This window comes from Salicibibacter cibarius, assembly GCF_016495725.1.
GTDB classification, from domain to species: domain Bacteria; phylum Bacillota; class Bacilli; order Bacillales; family Marinococcaceae; genus Salicibibacter; species Salicibibacter cibarius.
Genome location: NZ_CP054705.1, coordinates 1871842 through 1886009 on the forward strand (window position 1 = coordinate 1871842; position 14168 = coordinate 1886009).

At 47.7% G+C, this 14168-nt stretch carries 16 protein-coding genes; 15 read left to right on the forward strand and 1 reads right to left on the reverse strand.

Going from position 1 to position 14168, the window contains the following annotated elements; genetic code table 11:
* Positions 1-4: 4 nt before the first annotated feature.
* Together HUG15_RS09740 and mtaB are read left to right on the forward strand one after the other, a co-directional pair.
* Positions 5-787 (forward strand): 16S rRNA (uracil(1498)-N(3))-methyltransferase, encoded by a 783-nt coding sequence (locus HUG15_RS09740; RefSeq protein WP_200128448.1) that lies wholly within the window; start codon positions 5-7, stop codon positions 785-787.
* A 4-nt stretch (positions 788-791) separates the two neighbouring features.
* Positions 792-2135, forward strand: coding sequence for a tRNA (N(6)-L-threonylcarbamoyladenosine(37)-C(2))-methylthiotransferase MtaB (mtaB, locus tag HUG15_RS09745; RefSeq protein WP_200128449.1), 1344 nt, complete (start codon positions 792-794; stop codon positions 2133-2135).
* 30 nt (positions 2136-2165) lie between these two features.
* On the opposite strand, the gene HUG15_RS09750 is transcribed toward mtaB, so the two are convergent.
* Positions 2166-3098 carry a Na/Pi symporter gene (locus HUG15_RS09750; protein ID WP_200128450.1) on the reverse strand — a complete coding sequence of 311 codons (933 nt, stop codon included), beginning with the start codon at positions 3096-3098 and terminating at the stop codon, positions 2166-2168.
* 229 nt (positions 3099-3327) lie between these two features.
* Here HUG15_RS09750 and rpsU point away from each other — a divergent pair, with 229 nt between their 5' ends.
* The 13 genes from rpsU (at position 3328) to HUG15_RS09815 (ending at position 14162) form a co-directional block, all read left to right on the forward strand.
* Positions 3328-3498, forward strand: coding sequence for a 30S ribosomal protein S21 (gene rpsU, locus HUG15_RS09755; protein ID WP_200128451.1), 171 nt, complete (start codon positions 3328-3330; stop codon positions 3496-3498).
* 266 nt (positions 3499-3764) lie between these two features.
* Entirely contained in the window at positions 3765-5060 is a 1296-nt protein-coding gene (locus HUG15_RS09760; protein ID WP_200128452.1) for an NfeD family protein, read from the forward strand.
* A 30-nt stretch (positions 5061-5090) separates the two neighbouring features.
* Positions 5091-6098, forward strand: coding sequence for a flotillin-like protein FloA (floA, locus tag HUG15_RS09765; RefSeq protein WP_200128453.1), 1008 nt, complete (start codon positions 5091-5093; stop codon positions 6096-6098).
* Between the two features lie 33 nt (positions 6099-6131).
* Entirely contained in the window at positions 6132-6668 is a 537-nt protein-coding gene (locus HUG15_RS09770; RefSeq protein WP_200128454.1) for a hypothetical protein, read from the forward strand.
* A gap of 270 nt (positions 6669-6938) precedes the next feature.
* The gene (gene yqfC / locus HUG15_RS09775) at positions 6939-7223 is read left to right on the forward strand and encodes a sporulation protein YqfC (RefSeq protein ID WP_200128455.1); all 285 of its coding nucleotides are present in this window, start codon (positions 6939-6941) and stop codon (positions 7221-7223) included.
* 9 nt (positions 7224-7232) lie between these two features.
* Positions 7233-8435: a sporulation protein YqfD gene (yqfD, locus tag HUG15_RS09780; protein ID WP_200128456.1), complete on the forward strand. Its 1203-nt coding sequence runs from the start codon at positions 7233-7235 to the stop codon at positions 8433-8435.
* A 5-nt stretch (positions 8436-8440) separates the two neighbouring features.
* Complete coding sequence (locus HUG15_RS09785) at positions 8441-9418, forward strand: PhoH family protein (protein WP_200128457.1); 978 nt, start codon at positions 8441-8443, stop codon at positions 9416-9418.
* A 23-nt stretch (positions 9419-9441) separates the two neighbouring features.
* Positions 9442-11565: an HD family phosphohydrolase gene (locus HUG15_RS09790; protein ID WP_200128458.1), complete on the forward strand. Its 2124-nt coding sequence runs from the start codon at positions 9442-9444 to the stop codon at positions 11563-11565.
* Positions 11555-12025: an rRNA maturation RNase YbeY gene (gene ybeY / locus HUG15_RS09795; protein ID WP_200128459.1), complete on the forward strand. Its 471-nt coding sequence runs from the start codon at positions 11555-11557 to the stop codon at positions 12023-12025. The genes HUG15_RS09790 and ybeY overlap by 11 nt, the downstream gene beginning before the upstream one ends.
* Positions 12003-12401 (forward strand): diacylglycerol kinase family protein, encoded by a 399-nt coding sequence (locus HUG15_RS09800; protein ID WP_200128460.1) that lies wholly within the window; start codon positions 12003-12005, stop codon positions 12399-12401. Before ybeY ends, HUG15_RS09800 begins: the two co-directional genes overlap by 23 nt.
* A gap of 16 nt (positions 12402-12417) precedes the next feature.
* Complete coding sequence (locus HUG15_RS09805) at positions 12418-12810, forward strand: cytidine deaminase (RefSeq protein WP_200128461.1); 393 nt, start codon at positions 12418-12420, stop codon at positions 12808-12810.
* The gene (era, locus tag HUG15_RS09810) at positions 12803-13699 is read left to right on the forward strand and encodes a GTPase Era (RefSeq protein ID WP_200128462.1); all 897 of its coding nucleotides are present in this window, start codon (positions 12803-12805) and stop codon (positions 13697-13699) included. Before HUG15_RS09805 ends, era begins: the two co-directional genes overlap by 8 nt.
* Before the next feature lie 319 nt (positions 13700-14018).
* The gene (locus HUG15_RS09815; protein WP_200128463.1) at positions 14019-14162 is read left to right on the forward strand and encodes a YqzL family protein; all 144 of its coding nucleotides are present in this window, start codon (positions 14019-14021) and stop codon (positions 14160-14162) included.
* The last annotated feature ends 6 nt before the right edge of the window (positions 14163-14168 follow it).

Sequence of the window (14168 nt, forward strand, 5' to 3'; positions counted from 1 at the left end):
TCGAATGAAACATAAAGGAAACGAGGAAATGAACATGCAGCGCTATTTCGTGGGTGATGCCCAGTGGACAACAGACACTGTCATGTTAAAAGGAGAACAGGCACACCATATTTCTCGCGTCATGCGTATGTCTGCCGGAGATGTTATCATTTGTATAAACGGACAAGGTGTGGCGGCATATTGCCGTATTCTGCAGGCAGAACCGGATTGTATTACGTGCCAAGTCGAGGAAAGCTTGTCTTCCGATAGCGAACTCCCGATACATATTACCGTGGCGCAAGGTGACCTTAAAGCCGACAAATATGAATGGGTTGTGCAAAAAAGCACGGAAATGGGCGCTGGTAGCATCACCGGTTTTCCGGCGGATCACTCCGTCGTCAAGTGGGATGCGAAAAAAAACGAGAAAAAGCATGCCCGTTTTCAAAAAATTGCCCGGGAATCGGCCGAGCAATCGGAACGTTTGAAAATCCCGGCGATTGAACGAAAAGCGTCGCTGGAAGAGGTGTTAAAAGAAGCACAGCAATATGATCATAAATGGATATTATCCGAACGAAGCGCGAGAAAAGATCATCATCATGCTATCGACGATGCGTTGCGCCAACTGCAACAAACTGATCGTATTTTACTCGTCTTCGGACCTGAAGGCGGCTTTTCAACCCGCGAACATGAAACGGCGATTGACTTGGGCTGTGCGCCGGTAAGTTTGGGCGCGAGAATTTTGCGGGCAGAAACCGCGCCGGTGGCCGCGCTTGCCCTGTTGGTTTATCATGTGGAATTAAAGAGGTGAAAATATGTCTACGGTAGCTTTTCATACATTAGGATGCAAAGTGAATCATTATGAGACCGAAGCCATCTGGCAAATATTTAAAAATGCAGGCTACGAACAGTCGGAAACGCGAGCGGATGTATATGTGATTAACACATGTACCGTGACAAATACAGGAGATAAAAAAAGCCGGCAAGCGATTCGCCGTTGTATTCGCCAAAACCCTGATGCCGTTATTTGTGTCACCGGTTGTTATGCACAAACATCTCCGGCGGAAGTGATGGACATCCCGGGTGTCGATATCGTTGTCGGAACACAAGATCGTTCGAAAATGATCGGATACATCGAAGACTTTAAGCGCTCCCGCGAGCCGATAAATGGCGTTAGCAACATTATGAAAACGCGTGTATATGAAGAATTGGATGTCCCGGCATTTACCGACCGTACGCGCGCGAGCTTAAAAATTCAAGAAGGCTGCAATAACTTCTGTACATTTTGTATCATTCCATGGGCGCGTGGCCTATTACGTTCCAGGCAACCGGAGGACGTGTTAAAACAAGCCCGCCAGCTCGTTTCCGCAGGGTACAAGGAGATCGTTCTTACGGGCATACACACAGCAGGTTACGGCGAGGACTTTAAAGATTATAATTTTGCCGCCCTTTTACGTGAACTTGAGCAAGTTGAAGGGTTAAAGCGGCTGCGAATCTCATCTATAGAAGCAAGCCAAATTACCGATGAAGTGGTTGGGGTCGTGCGCAACTCGGAAACCATCGTCAATCATTTCCACATTCCTCTCCAAGCCGGTTCGGATACAGTGCTAAAGCGGATGAGAAGAAAATATACCACGGCTTATTACAAAGAACGTGTGGAGCGTCTGCAAGCTATTTTCCCCGATTTGGCGATTACAACCGATGTTATCGTCGGTTTCCCCGGTGAGACAGACGAAGAGTTCAAGGAAACGTATGATTTTGTTCGTGATTTGCAATTCTCCGAGATCCACGTTTTCCCCTATTCAAAACGAACAGGGACACCGGCTGCCCGCAGAGAGGACCAAGTGGATGATGCCGTGAAGAAACGACGGGTTCAACAGCTCATCAGCCTTTCCGATCAATTGGCAAAAGATTATGCGTCAAACCATGAGGGAGAAGTGCTCGATATGATCCCGGAAGAAGCAGATAAAGAAGATCCGGAGAGCGGGATGTATATCGGCTATACGAGCAACTATTTGAAAGTAAAGGTTCCGGTTTCCGCTGATATGGTCGGAAAAATCGTACGGGTGAAAATTACGAAAGCCGGATACCCGTATAATCATGGGGAATTCATTCGAGTGCTTGACGATGCAGAAAAAGCCAAATACGTTCAAGCGTAAAGATAAAACACGAAGGCGCGCCTTCATGTTTTATCGTCCCGCGCCGCCGGTTAATCGTTCAATGAAAGAAGCAAACGGGTTCACAAACGGCAGCACCAAAAGCGAGCAGATAAGGTTAAAAATGACAGAAGCATGGGCCACTTGCGCCGCCGGATCAACCGCTAGCGTCATGGTAATCTGTGAGAATATACCGATCAAAGGCAAAAACAGCAGGACACCCCCGATATTTAGAAAAACGTTGGCCATCGCTGTTTGTATGGCTCCGCGCTTGGCACCTAGAGCTGCCAGGATGGCTGTAAGGCATGTGCCAATATTGGCACCCATCATAATGGCGATCGCGGCTTCCAATTGAATAAAGTCATTGGCATACATTTGAATGCCGATCGCGATTGTTGCTGTACTTGATTGAATAATGGTCGCTATTATTGTCCCGCCAAGAACAGCCGTGCCTGCGGACATTCCCTCATTTTCCAGTAACCAATCCGCCCACCCGTGTCCTGTGAGTTCTTGCCCCCAGGAACTCATGCCATCCATCGCGAGAAACATGCAACCAACCCCACAAAGAATCGTACCCGGAAGAAATAGCTTGCGTGCCCGTGACAATAGAAAAAGGACGCCGGCCCCCATTGATAAAAGTCCGAGTGTTTCACCGGAAAAAACAAGAATTTCAAGCGTTAATGTCGTCCCGACATTACTGCCAAGCATGATGCCGATGGTTTGACGAAAAGGGATAATGCCGGTTGCGACAAGACTTACAGCCAGCACCATCACAGCGGAACTGCTCTGCAACAGCGCCGTCGCCGCAAAACCAACGAGAAAGCCGGCAAATGGGTGAAGCGTGCTGTTAACAATTAATGCTCGCACATGTTTAGGGGGAGACTGACCAAGGCCCGTCCGAATGAGCGCAACACCAAAAAGGAAAATGAAAATATATACGATCATGATTAGCAGTGAATATTCCATTGCTCGTCCTCCGTATTCCATATATATGGGCATCCTGGAGCAGTTATGTTAAAAGCTTTATCGGCGAGACAAAAAATGAGAAAAACCCGCGGCCAAAATAGAAGAAGAAAGCGTTTGTTTGTTGCATTTTTAGCCGTTTTCCGATACAATTTTATTAAATGAAGAACTTGCTCCAACGGACAAGTTTTGTCATGATTTCGTAAACGGTTGTGCGGAGGGAGGGATTCAAATGGCTGAAACGCGTATACGTAAAAATGAGTCACTCGATTCAGCTCTGCGACGTTTTAAGAAAGACGTGTCCAAAAGTGGTACGTTGTCCGAAGTGCGCAAACGGAAACATTATGAGAAGCCAAGCGTGAAACGAAAGAAAAAATCGGAAGCGGCTCGCAAACGAAAGTAATTTGACCATCAATTAAATGCCAATCTTCTGGGATTCATCCCCCGGGGTTTATTTTCACCGGGGGTTTATATTTGCGATTTTCTCCGGAAGTATGTTGTGTACATCCGCCCATACCTAAGTCATCCTATCCGCCCCGCATTGTACATAGCGTACACCCCTAGAGTGTGATTTCTTGTCGAGGTTAAAAAAGTTTGATTTAATGGAAGTAAGTTGTGCTTCCACTCGAAGAAGGGTGTAACGAAACTACCGGGAAGGGGCGTGAATAAATGGGAAGACATGTACGCATCTTATTCTTTCTGTTCCTTATGATTGCAGCGGGAATGATGATGCCGTTTTTCTCTGGTGCACAAAGCGATAACGCCACCGTTCATTTCATCCCTGTGGAGCAGACGGTTGAAAGTGGGTTAGAAGCATTTCTTGACCGTTCGATTACGGAGGCAACGGAAGAAGGCACTGATCACATCGTCCTTGAAATTGATACACCGGGCGGGGCTGTTGACGCGGCCGGAAATATCGCGGAGATTATCCAGAATGCAGAAGTGCCCATTACGGCTTATGTCACTTCTGAAGCTTTGTCGGCGGGGGCATACATTGCGCTTAATGCGGATAACATTGTGATGGATCCGAGTGCGCAGATGGGCAACGCGGCCGTTGTAGATGGATCGGGCAATACGGCCGGGGACAAAGCGCAGGAAGCCTGGGAGTCGAACATGGAATCTGCAGCCCAAAGCAATGAACACGATCGCGATCCGGATTACGCAAGAGCGATGGCAGACCCGGATGAACTGCTGACAATGAATGCGGAACAAGCGTCGGATGTCGGTTATGCCGAGGACATCGTCACCGATCGCGAAGAAGTGTTGGCTTATTTAGGATTGGAAGGCGCTGAGCAGGTCGAATCTGAAGTCAGCCTTGCTGAACAGTTGACACGTTGGGTGACAAACCCGATGATTATTCCGATATTACTGACCTTAGGGGGCGTCGGTTTAATCATGGAGTTGTTTACGCCTGGGTTTGGGTTGCCGGGATTAGTCGGATTAGGATCGTTGGGGCTGTTTTTCTTTGGCCATTTATTTGCAGGTTTTGCAGGAATGGAAGCGGTTATCTTACTCATTCTGGGATTGATTTTAATCGTTGCGGAAGTTGCTTTTACCGGTTTTGGCATATTTGGAGTGCTGGGGCTGGCGTCAATCATCGGAAGTGTATTCTTGGCCTCATTTGACACAACACAAATTCTGTTTTCTGTTTTGATCGCCATGGTCGTGGTCGTCATTGCCGCAGTGTTGCTTTTTAAGTATTTCGGTAAAATCGGATTTATGCAAAAACTTGTATTGCAGAATGCTTCTTCGGAATCTTCCGGAGATGCGGATGAAACGGTTACAGATGAAACGCTCATCGGTCAAATCGGCCGATCGCTGACGCCTTTGCGCCCGTCGGGATTGATGGTGCTCGCGGGGGAACATTTCGATGTTGTCACTGACGGTACTTACGTGGAAGCTGACAGTGATGTGCGAGTCATATCTGTTTCCGGCCCACGTATTGTTGTAAGGGCTGTTCATTAAAACAGCAGTATTAAAAAAGGAGGAGTTTACGTGCCAACAGAAATCATTGCACTCGTAGCAATTGCCGCTGTCGTTATCGTTTTCGGGATTCTCTTTACGTTTATTCCGGTTGGTCTATGGATTGCTGCTTGGGCTGCCAACGTAAAGATCGGGATTTTCCAACTGGTCGGTATGCGTTTGCGGCGCATTGTGCCGAAACGTGTCGTCAACCCGTTGGTAAAAGCTAAAAAGGCGGGTTTGGATTTAAAACTGAACAAACTGGAAGGCCACTATCTGGCGGGCGGGAACGTTGACCGTGTCGTTAATGCTTTAATTGCCGCTCACCGTGCCAATATTGAATTGACATTTGAGCGTGGGGCAGCGATTGACCTCGCCGGGCGTGACGTCCTTGAAGCCGTTCAAATGAGCGTTAACCCGAAAGTGATTGAAACACCTTTCATTGCTGGTGTTGCGATGGACGGGATTGAAATTAAAGCAAAATCCCGCATTACCGTACGGGCAAACATTGACCGCCTCGTCGGGGGTGCCGGTGAAGAAACAATCATCGCCCGTGTCGGTGAAGGGATCGTTTCCACCATTGGTTCCAATGATGACCATAAGGCAGTGCTTGAGAATCCGGATATGATTTCACAAACGGTTTTGAGTAAAGGCCTTGATTCCGGTACAGCTTTTGAGATCCTTTCCATCGATATTGCCGATATCGATATCGGCAAGAATATTGGTGCCGAATTGCAGACGGATCAAGCAGAAGCTGACAAGAAAATCGCGCAGGCAAAAGCGGAGGAACGCCGTGCCATGGCTGTAGCGCAAGAACAAGAAATGAATGCCCGCGTCGAAGAAATGCGCGCCAGGGTCGTCGAAGCCGAGGCAGAAGTGCCAAAAGCAATGGCGGAAGCGCTGCGTTCCGGAAACTTGGGCGTAATGGATTATTACAATTTGCAGAATGTGGAAGCAGATACCGATATGAGGAAGCACATCGGTAAAGCGACCGACGAAGACGATGAAAGTATCAGGGATCCCCACAAAGGTCTGGACTAATGGCTCAGTGATGGAAGAAAGGGGGATGAACCCTTGGATTTACTGTTCGTATTTATTCTCATCTTTATTGCAACAACGATTTTTAACGCAATAAGCAATGCGAAGAAAAAGAATGAGAGCGAGCAACGTTCCCGCCCGGGAACGGGTCCGCCTCGTCAGCCTTCATCCGATGCATCCGGGAATGACCATCAAGGAGAAGGCAGCACGTTCGGAGATCTCAGAAGGCAATTTGAGGAAATGATGAGAGATGATGATGATCATCCGACCGAGCGAGCGCCTCAAGCGGATCGCCACGTACATCGGGAAGGGAGCACGACAGAAACAAGCAGTGCGCATGAAGAGTATGAGCAGCAACGAGAGCGGTTACGCCGGGAGCGTGAAAATGCGAAACGGCGATTGGAAAACACGGATGCGCCGATGGTGGCTCCGGGAAAAAAGAGGCGTCAAAGCGAAGCCTTTTCCTTTAACAATTTATCAGGCAAAGACGTTGTAAAAGGCGTTGTTTGGTCGGAGGTGCTCAGCGAACCGAGAGCTAGAAAACCCCACAGAACGAATCGAATGGTGAAATGAAAAGAACGCGGATACCGCGTTCTTTTTTTAGGTTTGCCATGGACGTTGTATATCAGCGTGGTGTATAGACGATCGCGATGATCGTCCCATTTGCAGAAGTTTGCAGGTCATTTGTGGTACGACAATGTAATAATCGTCCCCCAAAGAGTGTGGCGACCCTTTTTTGAGGTGACGCCGCGTTCTTTTTTTCGTGAGACTTGCCTCATCTGTCCAACCTATAAGTGATACCGTCCGGATTCCTCACATATGTATAGTTGAGGAGGGATCCTTGTGAGGCGACTGTCAAGACAGATCAATAAGTGGTTGACAAAAGGGATGGAAGTACCGGCAGATGTCACGATGGGAGTACCGAGGGTAACGCTGATCGGTCATCTGCACGTTTATATAGAAAATCACCGTGGCATTCTTTCTTTTACTCCTCAACGCATCCTTGTCCGTCTATCCGAAGGACAGTTGGAAGTTACGGGGCAAGACCTGTTTATTAAGGCTATTTTGCCAGAAGAGTTGGTTCTTGAAGGAACGATCGAGCAAGTCACACATTTGGGGGAGAGGTGAGGAGGTTTGATGTTTAAGAAAAACCCGGACTGGCTAGGCTTAGTAGAGATGAAGGTCGAAGGGGAAGCGCTCGAGGCGTTCATTAATCAATGTGTGAAAAACAATATTTCCTTAACGGAAATCAGGCGGACAAGCAGCGGTACGAAACTGCAAGCTACCATTCGAATTGCAGACGTTAAACGATTGCGCAATGTAGCAAAAATGACGAATGTATCAGTGCGCTTTGGCAAGCGGCGCGGACTTTATTTACTCACCCGGCAAGGGCAACGCCGATTTGGCTTTATTATAGGGATCTTGGCATTTTGCGCTGTTCTTGTTCTTCTTTCCCAAATGGTGTGGCGAGTGGACATTGAAGGTGCTTCCCCGGGAATTGAGCACGAAATTGAAGCGTGGGCAGCCGACATAGGGCTTCAGCCAGGGCAGCCCCAGTGGGAATTGCCGCCGGAAGCGGAGATTCAGCAACGAGTGAGCGAAGAAGTCCCGGGAGCCACGTGGATCGGCGTTGAACGAAAGGGGACTACGTATCAATTTCACGTCGTTGAGCAACATCTCGCCGAAGAGGAAGAAGAGGTTGCACCGCGGAATCTTGTGGCGACCAAAAATGGAGTCATTCGGGATATCTATGTTGAGCACGGACGGGCAGAAGTGGCGCCGAACGCCTATGTGGAAGAAGGAGACGTGCTTATTTCCGGTTTGATCGGCCGTGAAGAAAGTGATGCGGAAGATATGGAAGAAATTGCGGCTATCGGAGACGTTCGGGCAGAAACATGGTATCGCGGAACGATTGAATTGCCTTTGGAAATTAGCGGTGAAGTATTTACGGGAGAACGTACGAGAAGCCTTGATGTGCAGTTATTCGGAAATGAGTGGACATTTTGGGGGCAAGATGCCGACCGCTTATTTGAACGTCATCATGTGACAACGGATCAACTGCGAATCCCTTTATATTTTACGAACATTCCGTTGCCGGTGGAACGAACAAGCTATGAAGAGAAGGCGGTTGTTACACGGACGTATGAGGAAGACGAGCTTGCAGAAATTGCAAAACAATTAGGGGAGCGGCAGTTACTCCGCAACTTGGATAGTGAAGCGGAAATTTTATCAGAAAATATTTTACAGGAGCAAAGGGACAGTGGTAAAGTAAAGTTATCCATCCTTTACGAGGTTGAAGAAGATATCACGAGAGAAGCGCCTATCACACAAGGGGATTGAGAAATGTGACCGATCGAAAAGTCATTGATTTACATGTACAGGATACAGCTGAATTGCAAACGCTGTTCGGACCCAATGACGTTCATATCAAACGCGCGGAAGAGCAACTGCAAGTTTCCATCGTCATTCGTGGCGAAGCGCTGGTAGTGAGTGGAAATGGAGAAAGCATCGCCACGATTGAACGTGTATTTGCCCAGTTATTGCAACTTGTACGTAGAGGCACAGTGCTCGGTGAGCGTGATATTATTTACGCGATCCAACTGGACGGACAAGGACAGTTGGACAAGTTAAACCATATTTATCAAGAAACGATCGCCACCAATGCCAAAGGCAAACCGATAACGGTGAAAACGCTCGGGCAACAAGATTATGTGAGCGCCATCCGCAATTATGACATGGTGTTTGGGCTCGGTCCCGCCGGCACCGGCAAAACGTTTTTGGCGGTCGTGATGGCGGTGTCCGCTTTAAAGGCGGGCAGTGTGCAACGGATCGTTCTTACTCGGCCGGCGATTGAAGCCGGAGAAAATCTGGGATTTCTCCCCGGAGATCTGAAAGAAAAAGTCGATCCTTATTTGCGGCCGCTATATGATGCGCTCCATGATATTTTTGGTACCGAACATACATCGCGATTGATGGAACGAGGAACGATAGAAGTTGCTCCCCTTGCTTACATGCGAGGTCGTACGCTCGATGATGCGTTTGTCATTCTTGATGAAGCCCAAAACACTACTCCAGAACAGATTAAAATGTTTCTGACACGAATGGGGTTTGGGTCTACAATGATCGTGAACGGCGATTTAACACAGGTCGATTTGCCAAAAGGAAAAAAATCGGGCTTACGTATGGCGATCGACATCCTCAAAGAGGTGAATGACATCGCTTTTGTATATTTGAAAGGGGCCGACGTTGTTCGCCATACGATCGTGCAACGTGTACTCGAGGCCTATGAGAAGTTTGAACACGACGATCAATCTTCAAAGTGAGTGTTTGGGTGGAGTGAATGGTCATGACAGCAAATAAAAATAAAAAGCGGAAATTGCAAACACCCGGGACTCGCTATCGCAGCGTGCGTGTGGGTTTATTTTTACTGCTTGGCATTCTTCTTTATATATCCATGTTTGACAACGTTCGGCCTGAGCAACTGGACGTTTCACTCTCCGAACCCGCCCCTGAAGATATTCGTTCCCCTATAACCGTTGAACATGAAGCGCTAACGGCTGAACGCGAAAAGGCAGCATTGGATGAGCTTGACCCTTCGTACGTTCATCGACATGATTATGTACTTATGCAAACGGAGAAAATCAACACGATTTTTGAACTGGCAGCGGAATTTCAAGCGGAAGATGATGAGTCCCAAGCGGAACAATTGCAAGAAACGCTTGAAGAAGAGATGGATCAGAGGTTGCCGGAAGAGACACTTGAAATATTACTGAATGAAAGCGAAGAGCAACTGATGATTGGGCGGGACGCCGCCCGGAATGCTGTCCATGAAGTGATGAATGAAGAACTCGTTGTCGATGACGTCCCTGCTGCCAGGGAAGAAGCCGAGGAACGTGTATCCATGTCAATGGGTAACACACAGTTGCAGAACGCGAGTGCTGAGATTGCCAGCCGAATGGTAACGGCAAATTATATATATGATGATGAAAATACCGCAGAGCGCAGGGAAGAAGCACTTGACGAAGTGGAGCCGGTGCTCATCCGCGAAGGAGAATTGCTTGCCGAGGAAGGCGAGATCATTGATGCGGGCATTTATGAACAGCTGGACTTGACGGGTCTATTGGATGATGATTTTTCCTTGTTTCCTTATTTAGGATTGTTGCTGTTCGTCGGAATGATCGTTACTATGGTCGCTTTTTATGCGACGCAAACGAGTTCACCTCTTCGTTATAGCAATCAGGCGCTTTTTCTGTATGTGCTCGTGTTTTTTATTATGTTGGCAACGATGAAAATCATGAGTGTGCTCAACTTGTTCGACATGGAAGGGATTTTGTGGCTGACGCCGATTGCTCTCGGCACGATGCTCCTTGCCCAATTGCTTTCTTATCGGGTTGCGCTTTATACAGCTGTCTTGTTGGCTTTAGTCGGGAGTGTTATTTTCAACGCGGAAGCAACAGGCAACTTTCACGCTACGTTTATGGTTTACGCGCTATTCAGCGGATTGGCCGGGGTGTTTTTTCTCGGAAAAACGCCGCAGGTTGCCAAGATTTTGCAATCAGGCGTCTTTATCGCTCTCATGAACGCATTAACGGTAACTGCTTTTTATTTTTTAAGCAACGTGCCTCTCGCGTTGGAAAGTTATGGCATTGAAATCGGTTTTGCAGTGGGATCGGGCTTTTTGGCAGCGGTTTTGACCTTGGGCTTAATGCCTTTTTTTGAAACAGGATTTAACATCCTTTCAAAAACGAAATTAATCGAACTTTCGAATGCCAACCAGCCATTGTTAAGAAAAATCCTTTTGGAAGCTCCCGGCACTTACCATCATAGCGTCATGGTGGCCAACCTTTCGGAAGCGGCTTGCGAGGCGATCGGCACCAATGGCTTGCTCGCGCGTGTCGGTGCGTATTATCATGATCTTGGAAAAACGAAACATCCGCATTATTTCATTGAAAACCAAATGAAAATCGGCAACCCGCACGACCGCCTTTCTCCGGATGTGAGCAAGCAGATTATTATTGATCACCCTTATGACGGCGCGCGCATGTTGGAAGCGCACAATTTTCCGAAGCAAATTGTTGATTTCGCCAAAGAACACCATGGAACGTCGTTGGTGAAATATTTTTACCATAAGGCAAAAGAAAAGGGTATGGAACCGGACGAAGCGGATTATCGTTATCCCGGTCCAAAACCTCGGTTTAAGGAAAGCGCGGTGCTCGGGATCGCGGATAGCGTGGAAGCGGCGGTCCGTTCCATGGATGCGCCGACAGGGGAGAAGATCGAAAAACTTGTCAATGGTATTATTCGTGACAAGCTGGTCGATGGGCAATTTGATGAATGTAACCTTACGATGAAAGAATTATCGTCTGTCGCCAATGCGATGTGCGAGACGTTGCAGGGAACGTTTCATTCCCGAATTGAATATCCCGAAAACAGCGAAAGTGAAAAGGAGAAATCAGCGAATGGCGGTTGAACTTGATATTGCGGATGAGACAGCGACACTGCCGGAAACGCAGGTGGCGCTAGTCATGAATGTATTACAATCAACGTGTGAACGCCTCGGACTGCCCGCGGACACAGAGTGTTCATTGCTGTTCGTAGACGCGAATATGATTCAGACATTAAATCGTGATTATCGGGGCAAAGATGCTGTAACGGACGTTTTGTCTTTTGCCTTAAATGATGAGGATGAAGAGGCAATGGATACCGATCCTGCTGATCATATGCTTGGAGATATCGTTGTTTGCGTCGAGCGGGCGAGATATCAAGCGGAAGAATATGACCATTCCTTGGAGCGCGAGCTTTGTTTTTTAGCCATTCATGGCTTGCTTCATTTGCTCGGTTACGATCATGGGACGGCCGATGAGGAACGAGAGATGTTCACGTTGCAGGAGGAATTGTTGAGGGCTTATGGACTGGAGAGAGAAACGTAAACAAAAAGGGGTTCGCCGCTTATTTTTTTCCTTTGTTTTTGCAAGCCGGGGCTTATGGTATGTGCTCAAAAATGAACAAAACATGGTTATTCATATGGCGATCGCGAGCGCCATTCTTGTGCTCGGATTCGTTTTCGGAATAAGTCCCATCGAATGGGCAATTCTCCTTGTTGTGATTGGCGGAGTGATTACGTTTGAACTGGTCAACACAGCGATTGAACGCGTCGTAGATTTGGTGAGCGAAGACTATCATCCGCTTGCGAAAATCGCAAAAGATGTAGCCGCGACCGCTGTATTTGTCTATAGCTTAATCGCGGTCGTCGTCGGTATCATTATTTTTTATCAACCGTTGCTTGAACTTTTAGGGATAAAATAAGGAGATGGAATGGGGCATGGAAACGTTAATTCAGCAAGCAAAAGAAGCAAGGGATTCTGCGTATGTGCCGTATTCGGGCTTTCCGGTCGGTGCTTGCGCGAAAACCGAAGCCGGCTTTTTTTTCCGGGGATGCAATATCGAAAACGCGTCGTATGGCCTTTCGAATTGCGGGGAGCGTACCGCGATTTTTAACGCGATTTCGGCAGGCGCGAAGCGAGTGAAAACAATCGCGGTGATCGCGGATACGAAAGAACCGGTCTCGCCGTGCGGTGCTTGCCGGCAAGTAATGGCGGAATTTATGGACCCTGAGGCGGAAGTGGTGCTTGCGAATTTGCAAGGGGACACTAAAAAAACGACAGTTGCCGCACTATTGCCGGGTGCATTTGAAGCGGGGGATATGGATGAGTGAGTACGTTTCAGGGTTTGCAGCTTTAATCGGACGGCCGAATGCAGGGAAATCGACGTTTTTAAACCAAGTGTTGGGACAAAAAATCGCGATTATGAGTGACAAGCCGCAAACGACGCGAAATAAAATTCAGGCGGTACATACAAAAACGGATGGACAGATCATTTTTGTCGATACGCCGGGTGTGCATAAACCGAAGCATCAACTCGGTGAGTATATGGTGAAAACAGCCCTCGATTCATTGTCTGAGGTGGACCTCGTTTTGTTTTTCATCGATGCCTCGGAACCTTTCGGACGGGGGGAGCAGTTTATTCTTGATGCTTTGCAAGAGGTGAAAACGCCGGTGTTTTTGATCATGAACAAAATTGACAAAATCCATCCGGACAAAGTGTTGGAACGGATTGAAGAATATCGGCATTATGGGACCTTTGCGGAGGTATTTCCGGTTTCCGCTCTCCGTGACCAAAATGTGGAGCCGTTGTTGGAACATATTTATAAATATTTGCCGGAAGGTCCGCAGTATTATCCGGAAGAGCAAATCACCGATCATCCGGAACGCTTTATCATGGCGGAATTTATTCGTGAAAAGGTGTTGGGCCATACCCGAGATGAAATTCCCCATTCGATCGCGGTGATGATTGATGAAGTGCGTGAAAGGGAAAATCAAAAAACCTATGTACAAGCAACGATCATTGTCGAACGAAAATCGCAAAAGGGAATCATTATCGGACGCAATGGTTCGATGTTAAAAACGATCGGACAGGAAGCGAGAAAAGATATCCATGGGCTTCTCGGTACCGATGTGTACCTTGACCTTTGGGTAAAAGTACAAAAGGATTGGCGAAACAAAAGCCGCTTTCTTCGGGAACAAGGCTATAGCGACAGAGAATAGCCACCCCGAGTCGCAGCGCACGGCGCCCGAACTTGCCTGAAGCAAGGATTTCCGGTCGCCATGGAGCGGGCATGGTGCCCGAAAACAGGAATCTGTCGCTTTTTCCGAGCGTTCGACGTTTCTCTTCCCGCCGGCGCCCGAAAAGCAAATACGCACGAACAAACAGTGATTCCCCCGAAAGCCTTGTTTTTTTCTAACATGTATCTATACTGGAAATTAGGCGCCCGTAAATAGTAAATTTTCTCTGTTATGAGTGCGCCTGCTTTTGCTCAATCTAACCGTAGATACAAAAACAATAAAACAAGAGGGGGAGCTACAGATGTTAAATTATTGGAAAGTTTTTGCTCTGACTGGTGACCTCGATGCGTATTTAATGCATAAAGAATATGAATGCACAGATGAATGGGTGGAGCCGGGGGAAGAAGAAGCGGCTTCAACGAAGAGAGACGATGAACACACATGAGCTAAG

Excerpts from the sequence above, each read along its gene's own strand:
- HUG15_RS09805 (WP_200128461.1), top strand. The coding sequence starts at position 12,418 with ATGGAAACGTTAATTCAGCAAGCAAAAGAAGCAAGGGATTCTGCGTAT.
- HUG15_RS09750 (WP_200128450.1), bottom strand. The coding sequence starts at position 3,098 with ATGGAATATTCACTGCTAATCATGATCGTATATATTTTCATTTTCCTT.
- yqfD (WP_200128456.1), top strand. The coding sequence starts at position 7,233 with ATGTTTAAGAAAAACCCGGACTGGCTAGGCTTAGTAGAGATGAAGGTC.
- HUG15_RS09815 (WP_200128463.1), top strand. The coding sequence starts at position 14,019 with ATGTTAAATTATTGGAAAGTTTTTGCTCTGACTGGTGACCTCGATGCG.
- HUG15_RS09760 (WP_200128452.1), top strand. The coding sequence starts at position 3,765 with ATGGGAAGACATGTACGCATCTTATTCTTTCTGTTCCTTATGATTGCA.
- HUG15_RS09790 (WP_200128458.1), top strand. The coding sequence starts at position 9,442 with ATGACAGCAAATAAAAATAAAAAGCGGAAATTGCAAACACCCGGGACT.
- HUG15_RS09740 (WP_200128448.1), top strand. The coding sequence starts at position 5 with ATGAAACATAAAGGAAACGAGGAAATGAACATGCAGCGCTATTTCGTG.
- ybeY (WP_200128459.1), top strand. The coding sequence starts at position 11,555 with ATGGCGGTTGAACTTGATATTGCGGATGAGACAGCGACACTGCCGGAA.
- rpsU (WP_200128451.1), top strand. The coding sequence starts at position 3,328 with ATGGCTGAAACGCGTATACGTAAAAATGAGTCACTCGATTCAGCTCTG.
- era (WP_200128462.1), top strand. The coding sequence starts at position 12,803 with ATGAGTGAGTACGTTTCAGGGTTTGCAGCTTTAATCGGACGGCCGAAT.
- mtaB (WP_200128449.1), top strand. The coding sequence starts at position 792 with ATGTCTACGGTAGCTTTTCATACATTAGGATGCAAAGTGAATCATTAT.
- HUG15_RS09800 (WP_200128460.1), top strand. The coding sequence starts at position 12,003 with ATGGACTGGAGAGAGAAACGTAAACAAAAAGGGGTTCGCCGCTTATTT.